A 24498-nucleotide genomic window follows, 5' to 3' on the forward strand; every position below is an offset into this window, starting at 1 on the left:
GGCCGGATCGTGCGTGCGCCGGAGGGGGCGCGGGTGGCGCTGCTGGCGCTGGGCACGCGCCTGTCCGAGGCGCTGAAGGCGGCCGACCTGCTGGAGGCGGAGGGCATCGCCGTGACGGTGGCGGATGCGCGCTTTGCTAAGCCGCTGGACGCGGCGATGATCCTGGACCTGGCGGCGAACCACGAGGTTCTGGTCACGCTGGAGGAGGGCTCGGTGGGCGGCTTCGGCGCCATGGTGCTGCATCTGCTGGCCGAGCGCGGTGCGCTCGATGCCGGCCGGGTGCGGGTGCGCACGCTGACCCTGCCGGACAGCTATCAGGACCACAACGCGCCGGACGCGATGTACGCCGAGGCCGGCCTCGACGCCGCCGGCATCCTCAACACCGTCAAGGCCGCCTTGCCCGAACGGAAGGCCGGGCAGTCGGGTCGCCTGCGCCTCGCCTGATCCGCTGCCGGCGCATGACGGTTGCCCGGGCTTTGCGGCCCGGGTGTGTCTCCGTTGCGCTTGTCCGGCAGCGATTTCGATGACAAAAGCGCGCCATCCATGGGTCCGAAGTTCGCTTCGGGCCCGGCGCTCGCATAAGATCCTCAGACCCTTACGAGAGAAATGCCACAGGCGACCCCTTCCGGCCCGTTCGATGCCGGCCCGGTTCTCATCACGGGTGCGAGCGGTTTCCTGGGAGCGGCCCTGGTCGACGTCTTCCGCAAGGCAGGCTTTCCCGTGCGGATCATGGTGCGGGCCACCTCCCCGCGCACCAACCTGACCTGGAACGACGTCGAAATCGTCGAGGGCGACATGCGCGACCGCGCCGCCGTCGCACGGGCCCTCCAGGGGCAGCGCTACCTTATCCACGCCGCCGCCGATTACCGCCTCTGGGCACCCGATCCGGAAGAGATCGTGGCGACCAACCGCGACGGTGCCGTCATCCTGATGGAAGAGGCTCTACGCGCCGGCATCGAGCGGATCGTCTATACGTCGAGCGTCGCCACCATCAAGCCGCACGACGATGGCACTCCGGCGGACGAGACCCGGCCCCTGACCCCCGGCACGGCCATCGGCGCCTACAAGCGCAGCAAGGTGGTGTCCGAGCGCGTGGTCGAGGAGATGGCGGCCCGCAACGGCCTGCCCGTGGTCATCGTCAATCCGTCGACTCCGATCGGCCCGCGCGACGTCAAGCCGACCCCGACCGGCCGCATCATCCTCGAAGCCGCGCTCGGCCGGATGCCGGCCTTCGTCGATACCGGGCTGAACCTGGCCCATGTCGACGACGTGGCGGCCGGGCACCTGCTGGCGCTCCGGCACGGTCGGACCGGCGAGCGCTACATCCTCGGCGGAGAGAACGTGCTTCTGTCGCAGATGCTGGCCGACATCGCCGGCATGGTCGGCCGCAAAGCCCCGACCGTGAACCTGCCGCGCGCCGTGGTCTACCCGATCGCCTTCGTCTCCGAGCAGATCGCGCAGTTCACCGGCAAGGCCCCCTTCGCCACCATCGACGGCATCCGGATGTCGCGCTACCGGATGTTCTTCTCCGACGCGAAGGCACGGGCCGAACTCGGCTACACCGCCCGGCCCTACGCACAGGGCCTGTCCGACGCGATCGCCTGGTTCCGCCAGGAGGGACGCCTGCCATGAGCGCGACGATCCACACCGCCACCGAGGCGCGGACCGGCAAGGGCTATCGCGACGAGAACTTCCCCGTCGCCTCGCACCTGATCCATCCCAAGCATCGCGGTGCGATCCTGGCGTTCTACGACTTCGTCCGCGCCGGCGACGACGTCGCCGATCATACCGGTCTGAATCCGGAGCGGAAGATCGAACTCCTCGACGCCCTGGCCGACGACCTGACGGGCACCCGTCCGACCGATTCGGCTGCCGAGCCCCTGCGGCGGGAACTGGCGGCGCGCGGGCTTCCCCCAACGCATGCCCTCGAACTCCTCGAGGCTTTCCGGCTCGACGCGCGCAAGAACCGCTACGCCGACTGGAACGAGCTGATCGCCTATTGCCGCCTCTCGGCCATGCCGGTCGGCCGCTTCCTCTTGGACGTGCATGGCGAAAACCGCAGCGTGGTCTGGGGGCCGTCCGATGCGATCTGCGCCGCCCTTCAGATCATCAACCACCTGCAGGATTGCGGGAAGGATTTTCGCGCCATCGATCGGGTCTACCTGCCGCAGGAGACCCTCGACGCGCATGGCGCCGCGATCTCGGAGCTGTCTGCCGACAAAGCATCGCCGGCGCTCCGGGGCGCGATCCGGGAACTGGCGGAGCGCACCATGGGGCTGCTCGAGGAGGGCGCGGTGCTGCCCGATCTCATCGCCGATCTGCGCCTCAGCCTGGAGATCGCTGCGATCCACCGCCTCGCCGTCGTGCTGTGCCGGGGCCTGATGGAGCGCGACCCTCTGAGCGAGAAGGTGCACCACGGCAAAGCCGCCTTCGCGCTGACCGCGCTCGGCGGCATCGCCACCACCCTCGCGCGTCGTCCCCTGCGCGGCCGAACGCTGCGGGTTCAAGCCGCGAAAGTGGCACGGGAGAGCCGGGCATGAGCGCCACCCTGTCCCCCGCCGCCGAATCCGCGTCTCCTCAGGTCGACGCCCTCCCGGCAAAGTCGTCCTCGTTCTATACGGCGATGCGCCTCCTGCCGCCCGATCGCCGCGCGGCGATGTACGCGGTCTACGCCTTCTGCCGGGCTGTCGACGACGTCGCCGACGACGGCGGGCCCGCGCCCGTCCGCGCCGCCGAACTCGACCGCTGGCGCGCCGAGATCAATGCACTCTATGCCGGCCGCCCGACGCCGCGGGTGCAAGACCTCGTCGTACCCATCCGCCGCTACGGCCTCCTGCGCGATGACTTCCAGGCGGTGATCGACGGCATGGCGATGGATGCCTTCGAAGACATCATCGCCCCCGACGAGGCGACCCTGGACCTCTATTGCGACCGGGTCGCCAGCGCCGTCGGTCGCCTGTCCGTCCGGATCTTCGGCCTGTCCGAGCAGGAGGGCATCGCGCTTGCCCATCACGAGGGCCGCGCTCTCCAGCTCACCAACATCCTGCGCGACATCGACGAGGACGCTGCGCGCAATCGCCTGTACCTGCCGCGCGAGAAGCTGGCCGCCATCGGCCTCACCGCGCCGACGCCCCAGGCCGCCATCGATCATCCGCGAATCGGCGAGGTCTGCATCGCCGTGGCCGGTGAGGCCGAAGCGCATTACGCCAAGACCTGGGACATCATCGCGAAGTGCCCGCGCAAGGTCACCAAGGCGCCGCGCCTGATGGCGGCGGCCTATCGGCTCTACCTCGACGCTGTCCTGGCCCGGGGATGGGCCAAGCCGCGGGCGCGGGTCAAGCCCGGCAAGCTCGCGCTTCTCGGCGTCGTCCTCCGGCACGGGATCGTCTGATGGTGGGAACGGTCCACGTCGTCGGGGCGGGTCTCGCCGGGCTGTCCGCCGGCGTCTCGCTGGTCGATCGCGGGGCGCGCGTCGTCGTGCACGAGGCGGCCAAGCAAGCTGGCGGCCGCTGCCGCTCGTACTACGATCCGACCCTCGGCCTTACCATCGACAACGGCAACCACCTGCTGCTGTCGGGGAATACCTCGGCGCTCGCCTTCATGCGCACGATCGGCGCCCCGGAGAGTGCCTTGTCCGGGCCGGACGAAGCGGCGTTTCCCTTCGCCGACCTGAAGACCGGCGAGCGTTGGACCCTGCGCCCCAATGCCGGCCGGGTACCGTGGTGGGTGCTTCAGGCCTCCCGCCGGGTGCCCGGCACCGCAGCGCGCGACTACCTGGCGCCTCTCGGTATCCTGAAGGCAGCGGCCGGCAAGGCGCCGGGTCAGGGTGGCACCATCGGCGAGAGCATGACCTGCGAAGGCACGCTCTACGATCGGCTGTGGCACCCCGTCCTGCTCGCGGCCCTGAACACCGACCCGAAGGAAAGTGACACCGGTCTTGCGGCCACCATCCTGCGCGAGACGCTGGGTGCCGGCGGCAAGGCGTGCCGGCCCCTCGTTGCAGTCGGTGGCCTGTCGGCCGCCTTCGTCGATCCCGCCGTCGATTATCTCACCCGGCTGGGTACGGAGTTGCGCTTCGGGCACCGCCTGCGCAGCCTTGTCGTCGGCGCCGGCCGCATCGACGGCCTCGTCTTCAGCGACGAAACCATCACCCTGGCACCGGAGGATGCGGTCGTCGTCGCGCTGCCGCCGTGGGTCGCGTGCGACCTGCTGCCGGGCCTGCCGGCCCCGCAGAGCCACCGTTCGATCGTGAACGCGCATTTTGCTGTGGTCCCGCCGCCGGGTGCGCCGTTAATTCTGGGTGTGGTGAACGGAATCACGGAGTGGCTGTTTGCCTATCCGGATCGTCTGTCCGTGACCATCAGCGGAGCGGATCGTCTCTTGGATGTGCCGCGCGAGGATTTGGGACGTCAGATCTGGTCGGAGATCGTAACTTTGACCGGACTTGCACCCGAACTGCCAAGCTGGCAGATCGTCAAGGAGAAGCGGGCGACCTTCGCGGCAACGCCCGCCGAGGCCGCGCGGCGTTCCGGCGCCGTGACGGCTCATGAAAATCTCGTCCTGGCAGGCGACTGGACCGCGACCGGACTGCCATCGACGATCGAGGGAGCCATCCGTTCAGGAACGACCGCCGCGCTGGCCCTCGCCAAGAGGACAGACACGTGCGGACAAGCACGAGCGCGCGGCGCGGCGTGAGATAAGGCGGCCGCCTGGGCGGCCTGTGAGGCGAGGACGATGCGGGACGCATACAGGAAGGTCGAGGCGCTGCAGCGCCCGAAAACGCAGGAGATCTCCCTCGAGGACGTCGATCGTGGCGTCGTGCGCGCAACCCAGGCCCTGACGGCGCTGTCGCACGAGGACGGCCATCTGTGCTTCGAGCTCGAAGCCGACGCGACCATTCCGTCCGAATACATCATGTTCCACCAGTTCCGCGCCACCGAGATCGCGCCCGAGCTGGAAAACAAGATCGGCAATTACCTGCGCCGCACACAGGGTAAGCACGGTGGCTGGGCCCTGGTCCATGATGGGCCGTTCGACATGAGCGCCAGCGTGAAGGCCTATTTCGCCCTCAAGATGAGTGGCGACTCGATCGAGGCGCCCCATATGCGCCGCGCCCGCGAGGCCATCCTGTCCCGCGGCGGCGCTGCGAATTCCAACGTCTTCACCCGGTTCCTGCTCGCGCTTTACGGCGAGGTGCCCTGGCGTGCCGTGCCGGTGATGCCCGTCGAGATCATGCACCTGCCGAAGTGGTTCCCCTTCCACCTCGACAAGGTCTCCTACTGGGCCCGCTGCGTCATCGTGCCGATGCTGGTGATCCAAGCGAAGAAGCCGCGCGCCCGCAATCCGCGCGGCATCGGCATCCCGGAGCTGTTCGTCGCTCCGCCTGAGACCGTCCGCACTTGGCCCGGGAGCCCGCACGCGACCTGGCCGTGGACGCCGATTTTCGGGGCCATTGACCGGATGCTCCAGGTCACCCAGGACTACTTCCCGAAGAAGCGCCGGGCGCGCGCGATGGACAAGGCCGTGGCCTGGGTCAGCGAGCGCCTGAACGGCGACGACGGCCTCGGCGCAATCTTCCCCGCCATGGTCAACACCGTGTTGATGTACGAAGTGCTCGGCTACCCGGCGGACCATCCGCAAGTGCGGATCGCCTGCGAGGCGATCGAGAAGCTCGTCGTCGTCAAGGAGCATGAGGCCTACGTCCAGCCCTGCCTATCACCGGTCTGGGATACGGCGCTGGCCGGCCACGCCCTGCTGGAAGCCGGCGGCCCGGATGCCGAACATCAGGCCCGGCGCGGCCTCGACTGGCTGAAGCCGCTCCAGGTCCTCGACATCAAGGGCGACTGGGCGGCCGGTCGGCCGAACGTGCGTCCCGGCGGCTGGGCTTTCCAATACGCGAACCCGCACTTTCCGGACCTCGACGACACCGCCGTCGTCGTCATGGCGATGGATCGCGCCACGCGCCAGCACCGCCTCGTCGCCGATGTCCCGGATTACGGCAACGCCATCGCCCGCGCGCGCGAGTGGGTCGAGGGTCTTCAGTCGAGCGACGGCGGCTGGGCTGCCTTCGACGCGGACAACAACCATCATTACCTCAACCACATCCCGTTCTCGGATCACGGCGCCCTGCTCGATCCTCCGACGGCCGACGTCACCGCCCGCGTCGTCTCGATGCTGGCCCAGCTTGGCGAGACTCGGGAAAGCTCGAAGGCCCTCGATCGCGGCGTGACCTACCTGCTGAACGACCAGGAAGAGGACGGCTCCTGGTATGGCCGCTGGGGCATGAACTTCATCTACGGAACATGGTCCGTGCTGTGCGCGCTCAACGCCGCCGGCGTCGATCCGGCTGCGCCGGAGATCCGCAAGGCGGTCGCCTGGCTGATCCGCATCCAGAACCCGGACGGCGGCTGGGGCGAGGACGCCTCGTCCTACAAGATCGACCCTGCTTTCGAGCCCGGCTACTCTACCGCCTCGCAGACGGCCTGGTCGCTGCTCGCCCTGATGGCAGCAGGCGAAGCCGATGACCCGGCGGTGACGCGTGGCATCAACTACCTGACCCGCACTCAGGGCGCGGACGGCTTCTGGTCCGAGGAGCGCTACACCGCAACCGGCTTCCCGCGCGTGTTTTACCTGCGCTATCATGGCTACCCGAAGTTCTTCCCCCTCTGGGCTATGGCCCGCTACCGGAACCTCCAGCGCAGCAACACCCGCAAGGTCGCCTTCGGGATGTGATGGGCGCAGCGATGGGTTGGACGGCGTGCCCGTTGGGCAGGGGCTTGATCCTGCGAAACGGGTGAGTCTCCCGCTGTATCGCGCCCTCCCCTACCGACGGTCGCACTCTCCTCCGCGGCGGACCGCAAGCCTGTCCGAGATCCATCGAGCTTGTGCAAAATGAAACGCGCTCTGCTTTGCAGAGCGCGGAGGGGTGAGTTCCCGCGACCCGCAGAGGGATGAGGGAGCGATAAGCATCGAACGGGACGCGGGAATCGGATCGCCGGCCTCGCTTGACCCGTCCGGCATCCGAAGGCGCCGAGCGATGAACGCCAAGGCAACACAGGTCGGGTGACGGCATGGTTTCAAACTCAGCATCCGGCGCACAGCCCGTACTCGCCGTGACCGGGCTGGCCAAGGAGGCGCGCCTCGCCTCAGGCGACGACGTTGTTGCCATCGGTGCGGGCGGGAATCCCGAACGCCTGCGTCGCATGCTGGCGGATCGTCTATCCCCGGAGTGCCGCGCGGTCGTCAGCATCGGTATCGCTGGTGGTCTCGATCCCGACCTGGAGCCGGGCGACGTCCTGATCGCGAGCGCCATCGTCACCGCCGAGGCACGCTACCCGGCCGATCCTGCCATCGTGGCCGCCTGGGAACGGGCCCTCGCGGGAATTGGCGTATCGGTCCGCACCGCAGACCTCGCCGGGGTGGATGCCGCCGTGCTCAGCGTCGCGGCAAAAGCCTCCCTTCGGACTGCGACCGCCTGCGCCGCGGTCGACATGGAATCGCACGTGGCAGCTGCCTTCGCGCAGGCGCACGGGTTGCCGTTCGCGGCTCTCCGGATCGTTTGCGACCCGGCCGGGCGGGCGATCCCGGCCTTCGCCGCCACGGCCCTGAAGCCGAACGGTGAGCCCGATGTCCTCGCCGTTCTCGGCGCCGTCGCGCGCCAGCCCGGCCAAGTCGGTGCCCTGATCCGGCTCGCCCGCGATTCCGGACGTGCCTTCCAGAGCCTCAAGCACTGCCGCACCCGCCTCGGCACCGCCCTCGGGGTTCCGGACGGCCCGCGTCTTGTCCCGCAATAGACGGACCTTCGAAGAGAATCAGCTGTCGCGCGTCCCGCAAGGTACTGCCCTTGCCGGGGTAGGGTGAGAGACAATCCGTCGGCTGGCTTTCGCACCGAAGACAAGGTCGGCAAAAGCCGTTCACTGATCGGTCGGGCTCACGATGCGGCACATCACAGGGGCGGCTTCTCATCGAACATTAACCGAATCCGGGCCATCAGGAGGATGGGATAAGGTCCCGCCAGGGCCAGGACATGACGTCGATCTCCGCACAGGCCGGGACATTTCCGCCATCGCCGCGCCTTCGTGCACACGAGGACATCGCAGCGCGGACGGCAGCCGGCACCCTCAGCAGCGCCGATCAGACCGCCCTGAACACCGCGGTCGACTCGATCGATGCCGCGCTGACGCAGGGCATCGGTAGTGGCCCTGAGGCGACGCGCCTGGACCCGTCCGGCCTGCGAACGCGCATCGATGACCTGATCGGCCGGCAGGTCGAGAGCGGAGCGCTCACCGGCGACCAAGCCCGAACCCTGAACTCGGTCCTGCGGGGCGACCCGGACCCGTCCCAAACGGATGGGGCGCCTCGGGTGGCATCGGAAGCCGCAACGGTCGGTCCGTCCGGCCAGAGCACCGGTGATCTGCTCGCCACTTTCGTGAAGCAGTTGCAGGTCCGGCAGGACCAGGGGGCGTCCTACGGTGCCACTGGTGCCCGCACGGTCTCGGCTGCGGCCGGCGCATTGCTGATGAACTTCAAGGTGTAGCGGCCGCCCGGTCAGGCGGCGCGGGTCGCCGCATCCTGATCGGGCGCGGGGCCCCGGCGGACCGCCTCGGCTTCCCGGCACAAAGCGGCGGCGAGGCCGCGGGCTCGCTCGACCCACAGGTCGCGCTCCCGACAAAGCGACTCGCACCGGTTCTGCGCCTGTGCCTCAGCGATGCGCGCGTCGTCGAGTGCACCGCGCAGCTCAGTGGTTCGGCGACGCTCCTCGGCAAGGGCCTGACGCAGCACCGCCAGGGCGGAAGCGTCCCGCTCGACGGCCCCCCTCTCGAGCGGCGCATGCAGGTCAGGCCGAAGCTCGGAAACCTCGGCGCGGACCCGGTCGGCGTCGAAGGCCGGGGCGGGCGAAGTCAATCCCTCCTCCTCCAGGACCAGACCGTGCAGCATCCGGAAGATCGCATCGCCGTCGAGCCGTGACAGGTCGAACCCGCTCTCGCGCCCGAGGTCGCTCCATAGCGCCTCCCCCGCCGTGGCTCGCCCGACATAGGCCATCGACCAGTCAGCAAAGCCGCGGACCTCGGTCGGCCCGCATTCGAGGACGGTGACGTCGCCGTGCCGCTCGTCGCGCTGGATTCGCTCGAAGGTGCGCTCGACATCCTGGCGCGGCCCCTCCAGCACCTGCGCGAATGCGCCGCCGTTGAACATCAGGGCGCCGGTCACTCCGGCCGCGGCGTTGTTCCGCTGCGAGGCGGCGAGGATCTGGCTGACGGCGGCGTTCGCTTCGGCCTCCGGCACCGCCAACAGGTTCTTGCTGGCATAGACGAGTCGATAGAGCTGGGTCATGGCGGATTTCCGAAAGCGGGAGAGCGTCGTGGTTCGAGGCCCTACGCGTGGGCAAGGCCGTGCTGACCCCGGCTCGCGAAGAACGTGAGCAGGGCCTCGGCGGGGATCGGTCGACTGACGAGGTAGCCCTGGACATCGGTGCAGCCCTCGGCCCGGATGCGTCGCATCTGGTCCTCGGTCTCGACCCCTTCGGCCACGGTCGTCATCCCGAGGCTACGCCCGAGCCCCGCGATGGCGCGGATCACCGCATCGCCGTCCGGCTTGCGGGTGATGTCGGCCACGAAGGAGCGGTCGATCTTGATCTTGTCGAACGGGAACGACCGCAGGTAGCTCAGCGACGAGTAGCCGGTACCGAAATCATCCATCGAGACGCGGATTCCCAGAGCGCGGAGGCGATGCAGGATGCGCAGCGTGCGCGCGTTCTCCTGCAGCAGGACGCCCTTGGTGATCTCGATCTCCAGGCGCTCGGCCGGCAGGCCCGAGCTCGCCAGGGCCGAGACGATCACCTCCACGAGCCGGTCGCCCTTGAACTGCGCTGGCGACACATTCACCGCGACGGTGATCGGTGCCGGTCAGGTTGCCGCGTCACGACAGGCTTGGCGGATCACCCATTCGCCGATGGGAACGATCAGGCCGATTTCCTCGGCGAGCGGGATGAAATCCGCCGGCGAAACGGTACCCCGCTCCGGGTGCTGCCAGCGCAGCAGCGCTTCGCAGCCGGTCAGGCGGTCACTGCCGAGATTGATCTGCGGCTGGTAATGCAGCGTGAACTCCCGCCGCCCCAGGGCTTGGCGCATGTCGAGTTCGAGGCGACGGCGCGCCTGCATGCGCGCATCCATTTCCGCCTCGAAGAAACGGAAAGTCCCGCGCCCCTCGAGCTTGGCCCGATAGAGAGCGAGGTCGGCGCATTTGAGGAGGCGGTCGGCATCCATCCCGTCCTCCGGAGCCAGAGCGACACCGACGCTGGCGCCGATGGTCAGAAGGTGGCCCTCGACCATGTAGGTGCGGCCGACGAGATCGACGATCCGCCGGGCCAGGGCGCGCGTCTCCTCGACGTTCGCGGGAGCGCTCTGGACCACGACGAACTCGTCGTTGCCAATGCGCGCGACGGTGTCACCGGGTCGAAGGGTGGCGCTGAGCCGGTCGCCGACCTTCGCCAAAAGGGCATCACCGATGGCGTGGCCGAGGGTGTCGTTGACGGGCTTGAAGCGGTCGAGATCGACCAGCAGCACGGCGCAGCTGGCGGCGGAGGCGCCAACCCGCGCCAGCGCCTCCTCAAGGCGCTCGCGCAGATGGCGCCGGTTCGGCAGGCCGGTCAGCGGATCGAGGCGGGCATGGCTGCTGGCCGCAGCCTCGGCGGCACGGCGGGTGGTGACGTCCTGGAGGGTGACGGTCCAACGCGTGGCGGCGGCATTCCCGCAGCCGACCGGATGCAATCGAATGTCCACCGTCATCGCCGGACGTGCGACCTCGAAGGTGACCGGCTCGTGGCGTTCGAAGGCCTGCCGTACCTGCGCGAAGAGAGCACGCGGATGGAGAGCGAGGAGGCGGCACAGGGCGCGAAGGGCCGACCGGGCAGTGGGATCGGTGGAGAGATCGAACGCGGTGAGAATATCGCGGGCCGGGTCCGTGCAGAGGATCACTCGCCCACCCTCGAACAGCAGAAATCCCTGTCGGACCACGTCGAGATAAGAGGCAAGGACGCCGGCTTCGGAGCGGCAAGGCGCAGGGCCCGGCGAAGAAAAGGCCGTGAGACTCGAAACCGAACGCATGGTCGTGATGCTCCATCGGCCTACGCACAGCATGCCCGCGAGCCATGGATGCCACCGAGAAGTAAACGATCAGTTTTCGAATATTGCGATAAAGATGTTTTGAGATCGAAATCAGCGATTAAAAAATGTTTCAATTGTTATTTTGATCAATATAAAACGTTCATCTACAAGAATTAATGCTAAAACGTATTCAAGCGATGCCTTGACCGAACTTAAGTTATTATGGAAAACGAAGGATAATACTTGGGAACACGACGATACATGGAGTTTTGAACGTGGTCTCGCCGACACAATCGGGGGGTAAGGCATCGGCGAGACCCCGGTCACACCCATGAAGGGGTAACGGGAATGATCGTGACGCAGACCCGCCGATGATGCATTCACACACATCAATCGTCTTCGCGATGTCTGCTCAGAAAACGTCTGGGGCTTGCAGGAAGACCTCTCAGGTCTTGCCGTCACCGCGCGACGGAGTGCAGTCAGTACGAGGGATCGACATCCGCCAGCTGTCGGGCAATCCAGGCCTGCGCCTCTCGGAGGTCGGCGAAGATGGGCGCGTGCGGATCCTCGACGCGTCCGAACCCCGCCTCCAGGAACCAGTGACCCGCATGGGAATCATGCTCGCTGGAGAGCTGGACCAGTACGGCAACGAGAAGGCCGTCCTCGAAAACCAGACGGCTTTCGCGGTCGTTGCTGCCCGTCGCAATCTGCACGGGCTGAAGTTTCAGGGTCATGCTGCGGCCCGCGTTCCCAGGTGCAGGTACTTGGCATCGAATTCGGCGATCGACTTCAGTCGCTGACGGTCGAGAATCCTCAAGGTCCTCCCCTTGAGTTCAATCACGCCCTGGCGCCTGAGTTCCTGAAGCGACCGATTCACGTGCACGTTCGACAAGCCGACCGTGTCGGCCAGGTCGAGCTGCGTCACGGGAAACTCGTAGGTGTCCTCGCTTGCAAATCCCACGACCTGCAACCGGACCAGCAATTCGCAGAACAGGTGAGCGATGCGTTCGATCGCCGACCGGCACCCAACATTGACCAGCCACTCGCGCAAGGTCGCCTCATCGACCAGGGTGGACATCCGCAACGAGCGCGCAATGGCCGGATGCTCCTCCATCAGGCGCTTCACCACGTCGAGGGGAAGGCGCACCACGCGGCAGGCGGACAGGGTGGTGATGGTGTGGTCCATCCGCGAGAGCAGCGCCACATCGAGGTCACAGGCGTCGCCCGGCACCAGATAGGCGGTGATCTGCCGAGCGCCGTTCGCCCGATGCTTCTGCCGGCAGGCAATGCCTTCCATGATGAGGATGACGCCATCCGGTGCGTCGCCCTCCCGGATCAGGTCGACGCGGGGCCCAATCAGATGGCCGCTGGCACTGACGCTCTTGAGGATGGCTCGGTCCTGATCCGAGAGGGGACCGAACCCTTCGAGCTTCCGGATCAACGGGTTCATGGCATCGAGAGGCGGGGTCGAGGAATTTGATGACAAGACGGTGTCCGTAATCTTGGCAACGGGTGTCGGATCTCGCTTACGCGAGTCTCGAGGTGCGGCGATCAGCGGCTGAGCGGTTGCCCTGCGATCCGGGACGAAAACGGGCGGAGCGAAGCCCCAGGCGATCGCCGCCGATACCAGGCGCGTCGTCGATCCAGAGAGTCCAGGTCACGGTCTTCCATGCCACGCACGTGCAGATAGGTCGCACACAATCAATCTCGTTCTAACTCGGAGAACGAGCGGTTGTAAGCACCGCCAACGCATTTGTATGATTTCAAACACTTAACCTATGTTTATCAGATGATCCAAGATCGTTTTCATGCGCCGATTGGAAGATCACCATCTTTCATTGATCTAATGTTGATCTTTGTATATGGCCGCGCAGTGGAGGGTGGGGCTCTGTTCTCTTACCCAGGAGAGCAGGACTCGGGCCTTTACGAATGCAAATCTTACCTCGTAACCGTCTGTTGCGAACGCTCTCGGTGGGCGACTGGACGTTGCTGCAGCCGCGGCTGCGTCCGGCCGCGTTGACGGTTCGTCAAGTCCTGGTCCATCCCGACACGGCGCCGGATCGGGTCTACTTCGTCGAATCGGGACTGGTTTCGATCATCATGCAGATCGGATCGACCCGGCTCGAAGTGGGGATGATCGGACCGGAGGGCCTCATCGGAGCCTCGACCCTGATGCTGGGTGCGGAGACGTCGCCCTACGAGCATATCGTTCAGATTGCAGGGTCAGCACTGGCGATCGAGGTGGCGGACATGGCCGCAGCGATCGCGGAAGGGCCCGGCCTGCGCAAGCCGGTGCTACGCTTTCTCGAGGCCGAACTGTTCCAGGCCCGGCAGACCGCCTTCGTCAATGCCAGTTTCGGCATCGAGGCGCGGCTCGCCCGCTGGCTGCTGATGTGCCACGACCGCGTCGACGGCGACGAACTCCTCCTGACGCACGAGGTGCTGGCGGTGATGCTGGGCGTACAGCGCCCCGGAGTGACTCTGGCAGTCCAGAATCTCGAAGGCGCTGGGTCGATCCGCGCTCGTCGCGGCCGCATCACCATCCTGGATCGGACTCAGTTGCGTGTCGCGGCCGGCGAAAGCTACGGGGTTGCCGAAGCGACCTACGAGCGCCTGTTCGCCAAAGCCTAGAGTTTGTCAGGGATCACTGGAAACCGGTTATGCCGGCACGGCAAACGAGAACAAAAGTCTCGCGGGGCCGCCCCGCCTTCCCGTCCGCAGCGACCGGACGTTCAGCGCTGTCGATCCCGAAATCCGTCGAACTGCCCGAAATCCGTCGAACTGCCCGAAATCCGTCGAACTGCCCGAAATCCGTCGAACTGCCCGAAATCCGTCGAACTGCCCGACATCCGTCGAACTGACGGTGGGGAGACGTCCGTGGGATAAGAGCAACGTTAGAATTCGAACGCCCGGGATGCGAGACTGCGAGGGGCCCGTCAGCCAGACGCTCCGTCAAGCATCCCACGCCTCGTTTGATCCGCAGTGACCACCGGCGCGTCAGGTGTCGTCGGCCGTGGCCTGCGTCGATGCGGTCGGCTCGGCATCTGCCAGAGAGGGAACGTAGGCGCACCAAGCGCACTGGCCGTTCGTCGTCCCACGGGGCGTATTGGCTTGAGAGCAGAGTGGACAGACCGTGAGCAGAAGGCGTCCGTCCCGGAGGGTCGCGAGACCGCGCCCACGAAAAGTGATCTCGCTATCCTGTGAAATGATGTCGGTCTCAACCGTCCTGAATGGTTTCGCGAAGGCGATCGAGCGATGAACAGCGTGTAGGTTCATGCCAAGCTCGCGCGTTGCCGTGTCGGGCGAACACACGATGCTGCACCGCCGAGATAACCCTATCGCAATGCCACAGGGGAACGGCACGATCCAGTGCCATTCCCCTGTCGCAATCGAATTTCATTCGGCAAGCTCCCGAAGCGCCACGAGGACTGGGACCAGTACCCCCCAGCGCCCTCAGGCCGACGGCTCGGCGAGACGCGCGCGATGGCGATCGAGAGCGGCGCGTAACTGGGGCAGGAATACCGAACGGTTGTCCCACCGCGTCACCGCTGCCTGGAGCCGGTCCAGGGCTCCGATCTGCGCGCTCAGCCCCTGAGCCTGCGCGAGATAAGCCCAGATCGCGTCCTCGGCCTCGCCGACATCGACGGGTTGCTCCGCCAGCATAAGGCTTTGAAAGCGTTGCAGCGTGTGCTCGAAATCGGCCATCAGCGAGATCCCCCGTGGATGCACCCCGACACGGCGGTCCCACTGGCCCGAGGGCGGAGGGGGGTCGGCTCGCAGGCGCTCACGGTCGACGCCCCGCGCCGAGCAGCCTCGCGGCCGCGAGCCCGACGCCCGCCACCACGGCTGCCGTGGTCAGCGGATGAAGGGCGGAGCGGGTGTAGAAGCTGCGCCGCATCACGTAGCCCGGATGATCGCCGGCGACGCGCCCGCCGAGGCCCGCCTCGTAGAGCGCGCCGCCCCGGTTGCGGGCGGGTTCGTCGCGCTGCTGCTGCGCCGTCATCGTCCGTGCGATACGATCGAAGGCGCGCGGCGCCATGCGCTTCGACGCGCTCATCACCCGTCCGCCGCCGCCGATATAGATGTCGCGTTGGGGATGCACGGCCGCGTGCACGATGGCGTTGGCCACCTCCTCGGTGCGGTAGATCGGCGGCGGCAGTTTCGGCTCGTGGTCGGTGTAGTTGCGCGCATTCTGGGGAAACGGTGTGTCGATCGAGGCCGGCTTGATCAGCGTGACCGCCACGGGCGCGCCCTCTTCCTCCAACTCGATGCGCAGGGCATCGGTGAAGCCTTTGATCGCGTGCTTGCTGGCGCAGTACATGCCCTGCAACGGGAAGGCGATGTCGGAGGCGACGCTGCCGAGGTTGATCAGCACGCCGCCCGAGCGCTTGAGGTGCGGCAGGGCCACCAGCGAACCGTAGACCAACCCCCAGAAATTGGTCTGGAACAGGCGCTGGTGATCGGCATCGCTCACCTCTTCCAGGCGCCCGAAGATCGACAGGCCGGCATCATTGACCCAGGTGTCGATGCGCCCGAAGCGCTGGATCGCCCGGTCGGCCACGGCCTGAACCTGCGCGCGCTCGCCCACATCCGCCACCACGTGGGTCGCTTCGCCGCCCGCCGCTTCGATCTCGCGCGCGATTTCCGCTAGGACGTCGCCGTTGCGGGCGGTGAGCACCACCTTGGCGCCGGCCGCTGCGGCCATCCGGGCCGTGGAGAGGCCGATGCCGCTCGAAGCGCCGGTGATGACGATGACTTGCTGGTCGAGGGGCTTACGGGTGGCGAACATGCGGCCGGTCTCCTGAAAGCGTCGGTTCGATCGGGACTGCCGGTTCAACCGGTGCAGACCTCGCCGTGTTCAGCCGTTCCCACGAGGCCGTCGGCCCTGCGGTATCCGGCTGGCGATGCGGGACTTGACCGTTTCGTGGCTATTGACCGATTTTTGGGCATCACTGCGCGAATCAGATAGGCGCTGCCGGGCGTGAAATCCGCGGCGGCGTATCGGAGTGGATTGAATTCGAAAGACCGTTCGAGGTTGGCCCGATCCGTGCCAAGGTGCTCACGCCAGCGTGGGAAGTCGGCTTGAAAAGGATGCCTGCCTTGTTGAAGTGCACCGTGAAAGCGTTCGTGTCGGCAACCGCCTTGGCGGGGTGTCTCGGCCTCGGAACCGTCGCTCCGGCCGAGGCCGCCAACGTTTTCCGCTTTGCCTTCCAGGGCGACATCAAGTCCCTCGACCCCTACTCGCTGAAGGAAAGCTTCACCATCGGGATGCATGGTGCGGTCTTCGACTCGCTCATCACCCGCGACAAGGACCTCAAGCTGGCGCCAATGCTGGCGGAATCGTGGGAGAATCCGGAGCCGACTCGCTGGCGCTTCCACCTGCGCAAGGGCGTGAAGTTCCACGATGGGTCCGACTTCACCGCCGACGACGTGATCTTCTCGGCCACGCGCGTACGGGCGCCGGGCTCGAACTTCACCACCAACGTCCCGTCGGACGCCGAGTGGGTGAAGATCGACGACCACACCGTCGACATGAAACTCAAGAGTCCCAACCCGATCGCCCTGTACCAGTTCTCGACCTGGTACATCATGTCGAAATCCTGGGCCGAAAAGAACGGCGCCGTCGCCCCGACTCTGCCGAGCGCCACCTCCACCAGCTACGCCGCCCTGCATGAGAACGGCACCGGGCCGTTCATCATCACCGAGCACCAGCCCGGCGTGCGGACGGTGTTCAAGAAGAACCCGAACTACTGGGGCAAGATCGAGTCGAACCTCGACGAGGCGGTCTTCACCACCATCCAGAACGACGCCACGCGCGTCGCGGCCCTGATCTCCGGCGAGGTCGACTGGATCGACCCGGTGCCGCTGCAGGACGCGCAGCGGGTCAATGGCAGCGGCACCGCGACGGTGATGGCCGGCCCCGAACTGCGCACCATCTTCCTCGGCATGGACCAGTCCCGCGACGAGCTGAAGGACTCGAACGTCAAGGGCAAGAACCCGTTCAAGGACGTGCGCGTGCGCGAGGCCTTCTACCGGGCCATCGACGAGGAGACCATCGCCAAGCGCGTCATGCGGGGCCAAGCGGCGCCCTCCGCCCTGCTGATCGCACCGGTGCTGTTTCCGCGCGCCTCCGAGTTCAAGCGGCCCGACTACGATCCGAAGCGCGCCAAGCAGCTCCTGACCGAAGCCGGCTATCCGGACGGCTTCTCGCTCGGCATGGATTGCCCCAACGACCGCTACGTCAACGACGAGGCGATCTGCCAAGCGGTGGTCTCGATGCTGGCCCGGGTCGGCGTCAAGGTGAACCTCAACGCGCAGCCGAAGGCAAAATACTTCGCCAAGGTGCTGGCACCGGCCTACGACACCTCCTTCTACCTCGTCGGCTGGACCCCCTCCTCCCAGGATTCGCACAACATCCTGTTCGAGATCGCCGGTTGCCGGAACGGCTCCAAGCCGGGCCGCGGCAATTGGAACCTCGGCAATTACTGCAACCCGAAGGTCGATGCCCTCGCGGATTCCGTCGAGGCCGAGACCGACCAGACCAAGCGCAATGCCGAGATCAAGGAGGGCTTCGACACCATCCAGGCCGATTGGGGCTTCATTCCCCTGCACCAGCAGGCGCTCGCCTGGGGCGTTTCCAAGAAGGTCACCCTCACGGCGCGGCCTGACAACATGCTGATGCTGTACTGGGTCTCGAAGCAGCCGTGATCATTTTGGCGGTGCGGGTTCCGAACGCGTCCCCCTCCCCCTTGTGGGGAGGGGCTAGGGGTGGGGGTGGCTCCGCTCGCCTCAGTCGGCGGAGGGTCACCCAACCACCCCCACTTCCTCCCCACGAGCGCGACGGATCTCGGGCAGGCCCGAGTTCCGTTCGGGAAGAGGGCCGCGTCGAGGATCAATGTGTGTCCGGGTCATACGCGAACGAACATCAACCTTTCGGTGACGCGCGAGGCACCCACCGATGATCGCCTTCATCCTCCAGCGCCTGCTCCAGTCGATCGCGGTGCTGTTCGCGGTGGGCCTGATCGCCTTCTCGATGTTTCGCTTCGCGGGCGATCCCGTGAACCAGATCGTCGGCGTCGATACGCCCTATGCCGAGCGCGTCGCCATCCGGAAGGATCTCGGGCTCGACGATCCGGTGGCGGTGCAGTTCCTGCGCTACGCCGGCAACGTCGTGCGCGGCGAGTTCGGCACCTCATACCAGTTCCGCCAGCCGGTCTCGGCGCTGCTGGCCGAACGCATGCCCGCCACCCTGGAACTCGCCCTCTGCGCCACTTTGTTCGCCCTGACCGTCGGCATTCTGATGGGGGTGTACTGCGCCCTTCGGCGGGACACGTGGCTCGCCAAGGTCTTCCTCGCCATCTCGCTGATCGGCATCAGCCTGCCGACCTTCCTCATCGGCATCCTGCTGATCTTCCTGTTTTCGGTGACCCTCGGCTGGCTGCCCTCGTTCGGGCGCGGCGACACCGTGCGCCTCGGGTGGTGGACGACCGGATTTCTCACCGGCTCGGGGCTACGCGCCCTGATCCTGCCCTCCGTCACCCTCGGGCTGTTCCAGATGACCCTGATCATGCGGCTGGTGCGGGCCGAGATGCTGGAGGTGCTGCGCACGGACTACATCCGCTTCGCCCGGGCGCGGGGGCTCACCACCCGCTCGATCCATCTCGGCCATGCCCTGAAGAACACCCTGGTGCCGGTCATCACCATCGCGGGCCTGCAACTCGGCTCGGTCATCGCCTTCTCGATCATCACCGAGACGGTGTTCCAGTGGCCCGGCATGGGCCTGCTCTTCGTCCAGGCCGTGCAGAACGTCGATATCCCCATCATGGCGGCCTACCTGCTGTTGGTCGCCGCCATCTTCGTCGTCATCAACCTTGTGGTGGACGTGCTCTACACCATCGTCGATCCCCGCCTGCGCCTCTCCACCGGACGGGCCACATGAGCGTATCCCTGCAGGAAACCGTACGGGAAGCTCCCGTCACGCCGCCGATGCCGGCGAAGCGCTCCACCTGGGCCCGCTTCCTCGATTCCGACGTCTATGCGAGCTTCCGCCGGTCGAAGCTGGCGATGGGCGCCTTCGCGGTCACGCTGGTCTTCGTCGTGCTGGCGGTGGCGGCGCCCTGGATCTCGCCGCAGAATCCGTACGATCCGGCCGAACTCGAGTTGATCAACTCGAACCTGCCGCCGCTCTGGTACGCTGACGGGGTCGCGCCCTTCACCCTCGGCACCGACGACCAGGGCCGGGACGTCCTTTCGGCGGTGTTCTACGGCCTCCGGCTCTCCCTCATCGTGGGGCTGCTCGGGGTCGTGGTCTCTGGATTCCTCGGCATCGTGCTCGGACTGGTGGCGGGCTATTTCGGCGGCTTCGTCGACACCCTGATCATGCGGATCGCCGACGTACAGCTGACCTTCCCGGCCATCCTCATCGCGCTGGTGGTCGACGGCGTCGCCAAGGCGGCGCTGGGAAGCCAGATGGACACCGATGCCGCCATCGGCCTGATCGTGCTGTCGATCGGTCTGTCGTTCTGGGTGCAGTACGCCCGCACCGTCCGCTCCTCCGTGCTGGTGGAGAAGAACAAGGACTATGTCCAGGCCGGGCGCCTGATCGGCCTGTCCTCGCCGGTGATCATGGTCCGGCATGTCCTGCCGAACGTGCTCGGCCCGGTCTTCGTCATCGCCACCATCAATCTGGCCCTCGCCATCATCACCGAGGCGACCCTGTCCTTCCTGGGCACCGGCCTGCCGGACTCGATGCCGTCCCTCGGCACCCTGATCCGGACCGGCAACCGCTTTCTGTTCTCCGGCGAGTGGTGGATCGTCGCCTTCCCGGGCCTCGCGCTCGCCGGCCTCGTCCTGGCGATCAACCTGCTGGGCGACTGGCTGCGCGATGCCCTGAACCCGAAGCTGCAATGATCGCAACGCCATGACAGAGCCCGTCCTTTCGGTTCGCAACCTGCGCGTCGCCTTCGCGGGTCGGCGCGGCACGCTCACCGCCATCGACGACGTCTCGTTCGACATTGCGCCGGGTGAAATCCTCGGCGTGGTCGGCGAGTCAGGCGCCGGTAAGTCGGTCACCGGCTCCGCCGTCATCGGTCTCATCGATCCGCCCGGCGGCATCATCGGCGGTCAGGTGCTGCTCAAGGGGGAACGCATCGACAACCTGTCGCCGGAGGCAATGCGGCGCATTCGGGGCCGGCGCATCGGCATGATCTTCCAAGACCCCCTCACCAGCCTCAATCCGCTCTATCGGGTCGGCCGGCAGATCGTGGAAACGATCCGCACCCATACCGACCTCTCCGAGAAGGCGGCCCGGCAGCGCGCCATCGATCTCCTGGCCGAGGTCGGCATCCCGGCCCCGGAGCGGCGCATCGACGGCTACCCGCACGAATTCTCCGGCGGCATGCGCCAGCGCGTGGTGATCGCCCTGGCGCTCGCCGCCGAGCCGGAATTGATCATCGCCGACGAGCCGACCACGGCCCTCGACGTCTCGGTCCAGGCCCAGATCATCGCGCTCCTGAAGCGCCTCGGCAGCGAGCGCGGCACCGCCGTGATGCTGGTGACCCACGACATGGGGGTGATCGCGGAAGCCGCCGACCGGGTGGCGGTGATGTATTCCGGGCGCATCGCGGAAATCGGCCTCGTCCGCGATGTCGTGCAGAACCCGCTTCATCCCTACGCCAAGGGCCTGATGGGGGCGATCCCGACGCTGTCTCAAGACACCGACCGCCTCGCCCAGATCCCGGGATCGATGCCGCGCCTCTCCAACATTCCGCCGGGCTGCGCCTTCAATCCGCGCTGTCCCTCCGTCTTCGGACGCTGCCGTGTCGAGCGACCCGATCCGATCCCGGTTGGCGCGCACCGGGTGGCCTGCCACCTCTACGACCGATCGGAGGCCTCCGCCGCATGAACGCGCCCGTCATGCCCCTGCCCCAGCCCGACACCCGCCCCGGCGATGCGCCTTACGTCGTGATCGAAGGCCTGCGCCGCACCTTCGACGTGTCTCGCCCCTGGCTCAACCGGGTCATCGAGCGTCAGCCCCGGCAGATCCTGCGCGCCGTCGACGGCGTGAGCTTCGCCATTCGCCGCGGCGAGACCTTCGCGCTCGTCGGCGAGTCGGGCTCGGGAAAATCGACGGTCGCCCGCATGGTGGTGGGCCTGCTGCCGCCGAGCGCCGGCGATGTGCGGATCACCGGCGTGTCGATGACCGATCGGCGCGAGGCCGCCGCCCGGCGCCGGCTGCGCCGCCGAATCCAGATGATCTTCCAAGACCCTTACGCGTCCATGAACCCGCGTTGGCGGGTGCGGAACATCATCGCCGAACCGATCCGGGCCTTCAATCTCCTGCAGGGCGATGTCGCCATCGGGCGCCGGGTCGGCGAACTCCTCGGCCTCGTCGGCCTGCACCCCGACGACGGGGTCAAATACCCGCACGAGTTCTCCGGCGGCCAGCGCCAGCGCATCGCCATCGCGCGGGCGCTCGCCTCGGAAGCCGAGTTCCTGGTGGGCGACGAGCCGACCTCGGCCCTGGACGTCTCGGTCCAGGCTCAGATTCTCAACCTGATGCGCGACCTGCAGGACCGCCTCGGGCTGACCTATCTGTTCATCAGCCATAACCTCGCCGTCGTTCGCCACATGGCGAACCGGATCGGGGTGATGTATCTCGGGCGGGTGGTCGAGATCGCAGACGGACGGGAACTCTTCCGTGCTCCGAAACACCCCTACACGCGCATGCTGCTCGATTCGGTGCCGGATATCGGCCTCACCGGGCGCAAACGCATCCCCGTCTCAGGCGAGATCCCGAACCCGATCGACCCCCCGACGGGCTGCGCCTTCAACCCGCGCTGCCCCTTCGCAAACGAGCGCTGCCGCACCGAGGTCCCGACCCTGGTCGAGGGTGTGGCCTGCCACGCCTTTCAGGAGCGGCGGTTGCCGGCCTGACGGCCGGTTTTCCGCGCGGGCGCGTTCCAGAGCCAGAGCATGAGCACAGATTCATCGATCGCCGTGGCCGAAACGGCGGCTCGCACGGCTTCGGACCACGACATCCTCAGCCTCGGCGCCGTCGACCTCTCGGCCGCGATCCACGCCCGGCGCATCTCCTGCGTCGAGGTCATGTCCGCCTGTCTCGACCAGATCGACCGGGTGAACCCGACCGTCAACGCCATCGTGGCCCTGCGCGACCGGGCCGACCTGATGGCCGCCGCCGAAGAGCGCGACGTGCAAGCCGCGCGCGGCGAATTCCTCGGGCCGCTGCACGGGTTTCCCCACGCGGTGAAGGACATCGATGCGGTGAAGGGCCTGCCCTTCACGCAAGGGTCGCCGATTTTCCGCGACCGGATCGCGGCGGCGGATTCGATCATGGTCAAGCGCCTGCGCAAGGCCGGCGCGATCTTCACCGGCCGAACCAACATGCCGGAATTCGGTCTTGGCTCGCAGACCTTCAACCCGGTCTACGGCGCCACCCGCAACGCCTACGATCCGACCAAGACTTCGGGGGGCTCAAGCGGCGGCGCGGCGGTGGCGGTAGCGCTCCACATGCAGCCGGTCGCCGATGGCAGCGATCATGCCGGATCGCTGCGCAACCCGCCCGCCTTCAACAACCTGTTCGGCCTGCGCACCGGCTACGGCCGCATCCCGATCGAGACCAAGGACGCCTTCACGGCGGGACTCGGCGTCTCGGGCGGAATTGGGCGCTCGCCCGCGGATCTCGGCCTGCTGCTTTCCGTCCAGGCCGGCTACGACGCGCGGGTGCCGTACTCGAATACGCAGGACCCCGCGATCTTCGCCGATGATCTGAAGCGGGACTTCACCGGCGCCCGCATCGCCTGGTTCGACGATCTCGGCGGCTACCTGCTCTTCGAAGCGGGCGTGCTTGACCTCGACCGCAGTGCGCTGTCGGCCTTCGAGGCGCTTGGCGCCAAGGTGGAGTGGGACCGCCCACGCTTCGATATGGCCAAGGTCTGGCGCGATTGGCTGACCCTGCGTGCCTGGATGACCGCTTCCAACCTGCGACCCCTCTACGACGAGCCGGCCTATCGCGATTTGCTCAAGCCGGAGGCGGTCTGGGAGGTCGAGCGCGGCTTGGCGCTCTCCGCCGATCAGGTCACCGCCGCGCAGGAGGGCCGCACCGCCTGGTACGAGGCCGTGCGCCGATTCCAGGAGCGCTATGACTTCCTCCTCATGCCCTCGGCCCAGGTGTTCCCCTTCGACATCGAAGAACGCTGGCCCAAGACCGTCGGCGGCCGGACCATGGACACCTACCATCGCTGGATGGAGGTGACGATTCCCGTGACCATGAGCGGCCTGCCGGCCCTCAACGTGCCGGCCGGCTTCGACCCGGCTGGGCGCCCCTCAGGCATCCAGATCGTCGGCCCCAACAACGGCGAGCGTGCCTGCCTGCAGCTCGGGGCCGCCTACGACGCCGCCACGAACTGGGTGTCGATGCGCAGACCTGCGCTGCTGGACCTCTCCTGATCCGTTCGAGATTCCCCATGACCGACAACGCCCGGCCGCATCACGGCCGCTACGCCTACAGCGCTCTGCCCGACCGGCCGGTCTACGACTGGCCGGGGGGCAAGCGTCTGGCGGTTTACCTGGCCCTCAATCTGGAGGGGTTCGATTTCGGAGGCGGCCTCGGCGCTGAACTGGCGCCCGGCGGTCCGCAGCCGGACGTGCTCAATTATGCCTGGCGCGACTGGGGCAATCGCATCGGGGCTTGGCGCATCAAGGACACCCTCGATGGGCTCGGGATGCCGGCGAGCGTCCTCGTCAACAGTCGCCTCTACGCCGATTGCCCCGGGCTGATCGAGGCCTTCCGGGCGCGCGGCGACGAGATCGTCGGCCACGGCCGCACCAATGCCGAGCGCCAGGGCGACCGCGTCGAGGCCGACGAACGCGCCCTCATCGCCGAGGCCACCGCCATCCTCACCGCTCAGGAAGGCCATGCCCCCAGGGGCTGGCTCGGTCCCTGGATCTCGCAGAGCCGGTTTACCCCGGATCTCCTCGCGGAATCCGGCTACCGCTACCTCCTCGACTGGTGCCACGACGATCAGCCGACCTGGTTCGCGACCCGCAACGGCGGCCGCATCCTGGCGGTGCCCTACCCCCAGGAACTCAACGACATTCCCGCCATCGTCGCGCGCAAGGAGACCGGCCAGCAATTCGCCGACGCCCTCGTCGAGGCCTTCGACGAGATGCTGGAGCAGTCGCGCACCGCCCCCCTCGTCATGGGCATCGCGCTCCATCCCTACATCGTCGGCCAGCCGCACCGTCTGCGTCCCCTGCGCCGGGCGCTCGCCCATATCGCAGCGCGGCGCGAGGAGATCTGGTTGACCACTGCCGGCGGCATCGCCGCCTTCGCCGAAGACAGCGGAACGGCCCTGTGAAGAGTCGCTCGACG

21 protein-coding genes and 1 pseudogene are annotated in these 24498 nt (G+C 67.1%); 16 read left to right on the plus strand and 6 right to left on the minus strand.

Annotation, left to right across the window (positions count from 1 at the left end; all coding sequences use genetic code 11):
• The 8 genes from ASF60_RS15415 to ASF60_RS15450 all read left to right on the plus strand — a co-directional run.
• Positions 1-444 (plus strand): transketolase C-terminal domain-containing protein (locus ASF60_RS15415; RefSeq protein ID WP_274533559.1); only part of this gene is annotated, 444 nt, incomplete at its 5' end.
• Between the two features lie 162 nt (positions 445-606).
• The gene (gene hpnA, locus ASF60_RS15420) at positions 607-1632 is read left to right on the plus strand and encodes a hopanoid-associated sugar epimerase (protein WP_056186663.1); all 1026 of its coding nucleotides are present in this window, start codon (positions 607-609) and stop codon (positions 1630-1632) included.
• Positions 1629-2540, plus strand: coding sequence for a squalene synthase HpnC (gene hpnC / locus ASF60_RS15425; protein ID WP_056186666.1), 912 nt, complete (start codon positions 1629-1631; stop codon positions 2538-2540). The genes hpnA and hpnC overlap by 4 nt, the downstream gene beginning before the upstream one ends.
• Positions 2537-3391, plus strand: a complete 855-nt coding sequence (gene hpnD, locus ASF60_RS15430) for a presqualene diphosphate synthase HpnD (RefSeq protein WP_056186669.1) — start codon at positions 2537-2539, stop codon at positions 3389-3391. The genes hpnC and hpnD overlap by 4 nt, the downstream gene beginning before the upstream one ends.
• Entirely contained in the window at positions 3391-4695 is a 1305-nt protein-coding gene (gene hpnE, locus ASF60_RS15435; RefSeq protein ID WP_056186672.1) for a hydroxysqualene dehydroxylase HpnE, read from the plus strand. Before hpnD ends, hpnE begins: the two co-directional genes overlap by 1 nt.
• 39 nt (positions 4696-4734) lie before the next feature.
• A complete protein-coding gene (gene shc / locus ASF60_RS15440; RefSeq protein ID WP_056186675.1) occupies positions 4735-6732 on the plus strand; it encodes a squalene--hopene cyclase in 1998 nt (665 codons plus the stop codon).
• A gap of 338 nt (positions 6733-7070) precedes the next feature.
• On the plus strand, positions 7071-7793 hold the full coding sequence (locus ASF60_RS15445; protein ID WP_056186678.1) for a phosphorylase: 723 nt from the start codon (positions 7071-7073) through the stop codon (positions 7791-7793).
• 233 nt (positions 7794-8026) lie between these two features.
• Complete coding sequence (locus tag ASF60_RS15450; protein WP_056186681.1) at positions 8027-8536, plus strand: hypothetical protein; 510 nt, start codon at positions 8027-8029, stop codon at positions 8534-8536.
• 11 nt (positions 8537-8547) lie between these two features.
• Here the strand turns inward: ASF60_RS15450 and ASF60_RS15455 are convergent, their stop codons facing one another.
• The 4 genes and pseudogenes from ASF60_RS15455 to ASF60_RS15470 form a co-directional block, all read right to left on the minus strand.
• Positions 8548-9333: a BLUF domain-containing protein gene (locus tag ASF60_RS15455; protein WP_056186684.1), complete on the minus strand. Its 786-nt coding sequence runs from the start codon at positions 9331-9333 to the stop codon at positions 8548-8550.
• A 41-nt stretch (positions 9334-9374) separates the two neighbouring features.
• A pseudogene (locus ASF60_RS15460) lies at positions 9375-11138 on the minus strand (putative bifunctional diguanylate cyclase/phosphodiesterase).
• Positions 11139-11584: 446 nt separating this feature from the next.
• Positions 11585-11839, minus strand: coding sequence for a hypothetical protein (locus ASF60_RS15465; RefSeq protein ID WP_056186687.1), 255 nt, complete (start codon positions 11837-11839; stop codon positions 11585-11587).
• Positions 11836-12555: a Crp/Fnr family transcriptional regulator gene (locus ASF60_RS15470; protein ID WP_056186690.1), complete on the minus strand. Its 720-nt coding sequence runs from the start codon at positions 12553-12555 to the stop codon at positions 11836-11838. The genes ASF60_RS15465 and ASF60_RS15470 overlap by 4 nt, the downstream gene beginning before the upstream one ends.
• Before the next feature lie 566 nt (positions 12556-13121).
• Between ASF60_RS15470 and ASF60_RS15475 the strand changes: the two genes are divergently transcribed.
• Positions 13122-13736 (plus strand): Crp/Fnr family transcriptional regulator, encoded by a 615-nt coding sequence (locus tag ASF60_RS15475; RefSeq protein WP_338011508.1) that lies wholly within the window; start codon positions 13122-13124, stop codon positions 13734-13736.
• 822 nt (positions 13737-14558) lie between these two features.
• Here the strand turns inward: ASF60_RS15475 and ASF60_RS15480 are convergent.
• On the minus strand, positions 14559-14810 hold the full coding sequence (locus tag ASF60_RS15480; RefSeq protein WP_056186697.1) for a hypothetical protein: 252 nt from the start codon (positions 14808-14810) through the stop codon (positions 14559-14561).
• A 79-nt stretch (positions 14811-14889) separates the two neighbouring features.
• Positions 14890-15894 carry an SDR family oxidoreductase gene (locus ASF60_RS15485; RefSeq protein ID WP_056186700.1) on the minus strand — a complete coding sequence of 335 codons (1005 nt, stop codon included), beginning with the start codon at positions 15892-15894 and terminating at the stop codon, positions 14890-14892.
• A 302-nt stretch (positions 15895-16196) separates the two neighbouring features.
• On the opposite strand from ASF60_RS15485, the gene ASF60_RS15490 reads away from it, so the two are divergent.
• The 7 genes from ASF60_RS15490 (at position 16197) to ASF60_RS15520 (ending at position 24484) form a co-directional block, all read left to right on the plus strand.
• Complete coding sequence (locus tag ASF60_RS15490; RefSeq protein ID WP_082507978.1) at positions 16197-17813, plus strand: ABC transporter substrate-binding protein; 1617 nt, start codon at positions 16197-16199, stop codon at positions 17811-17813.
• A 250-nt stretch (positions 17814-18063) separates the two neighbouring features.
• Positions 18064-19044 (plus strand): ABC transporter permease, encoded by a 981-nt coding sequence (locus ASF60_RS15495; protein ID WP_056186703.1) that lies wholly within the window; start codon positions 18064-18066, stop codon positions 19042-19044.
• Between the two features lie 47 nt (positions 19045-19091).
• The gene (locus ASF60_RS15500; protein ID WP_056186705.1) at positions 19092-20015 is read left to right on the plus strand and encodes an ABC transporter permease; all 924 of its coding nucleotides are present in this window, start codon (positions 19092-19094) and stop codon (positions 20013-20015) included.
• Positions 20016-20025: 10 nt separating this feature from the next.
• Positions 20026-21009 (plus strand): ABC transporter ATP-binding protein, encoded by a 984-nt coding sequence (locus tag ASF60_RS15505; RefSeq protein WP_056186708.1) that lies wholly within the window; start codon positions 20026-20028, stop codon positions 21007-21009.
• An 11-nt stretch (positions 21010-21020) separates the two neighbouring features.
• Positions 21021-22040, plus strand: coding sequence for an ABC transporter ATP-binding protein (locus ASF60_RS15510; RefSeq protein ID WP_056186731.1), 1020 nt, complete (start codon positions 21021-21023; stop codon positions 22038-22040).
• 39 nt (positions 22041-22079) lie between these two features.
• Positions 22080-23573 carry an amidase gene (locus ASF60_RS15515; RefSeq protein WP_082507980.1) on the plus strand — a complete coding sequence of 498 codons (1494 nt, stop codon included), beginning with the start codon at positions 22080-22082 and terminating at the stop codon, positions 23571-23573.
• Between the two features lie 17 nt (positions 23574-23590).
• A complete protein-coding gene (locus ASF60_RS15520) occupies positions 23591-24484 on the plus strand; it encodes a polysaccharide deacetylase family protein (protein ID WP_056186713.1) in 894 nt (297 codons plus the stop codon).
• Positions 24485-24498 lie beyond the last annotated feature (14 nt).

The organism is Methylobacterium sp. Leaf113 (genome assembly GCF_001423325.1).
Classification (GTDB): Bacteria; Pseudomonadota; Alphaproteobacteria; order Rhizobiales; family Beijerinckiaceae; genus Methylobacterium.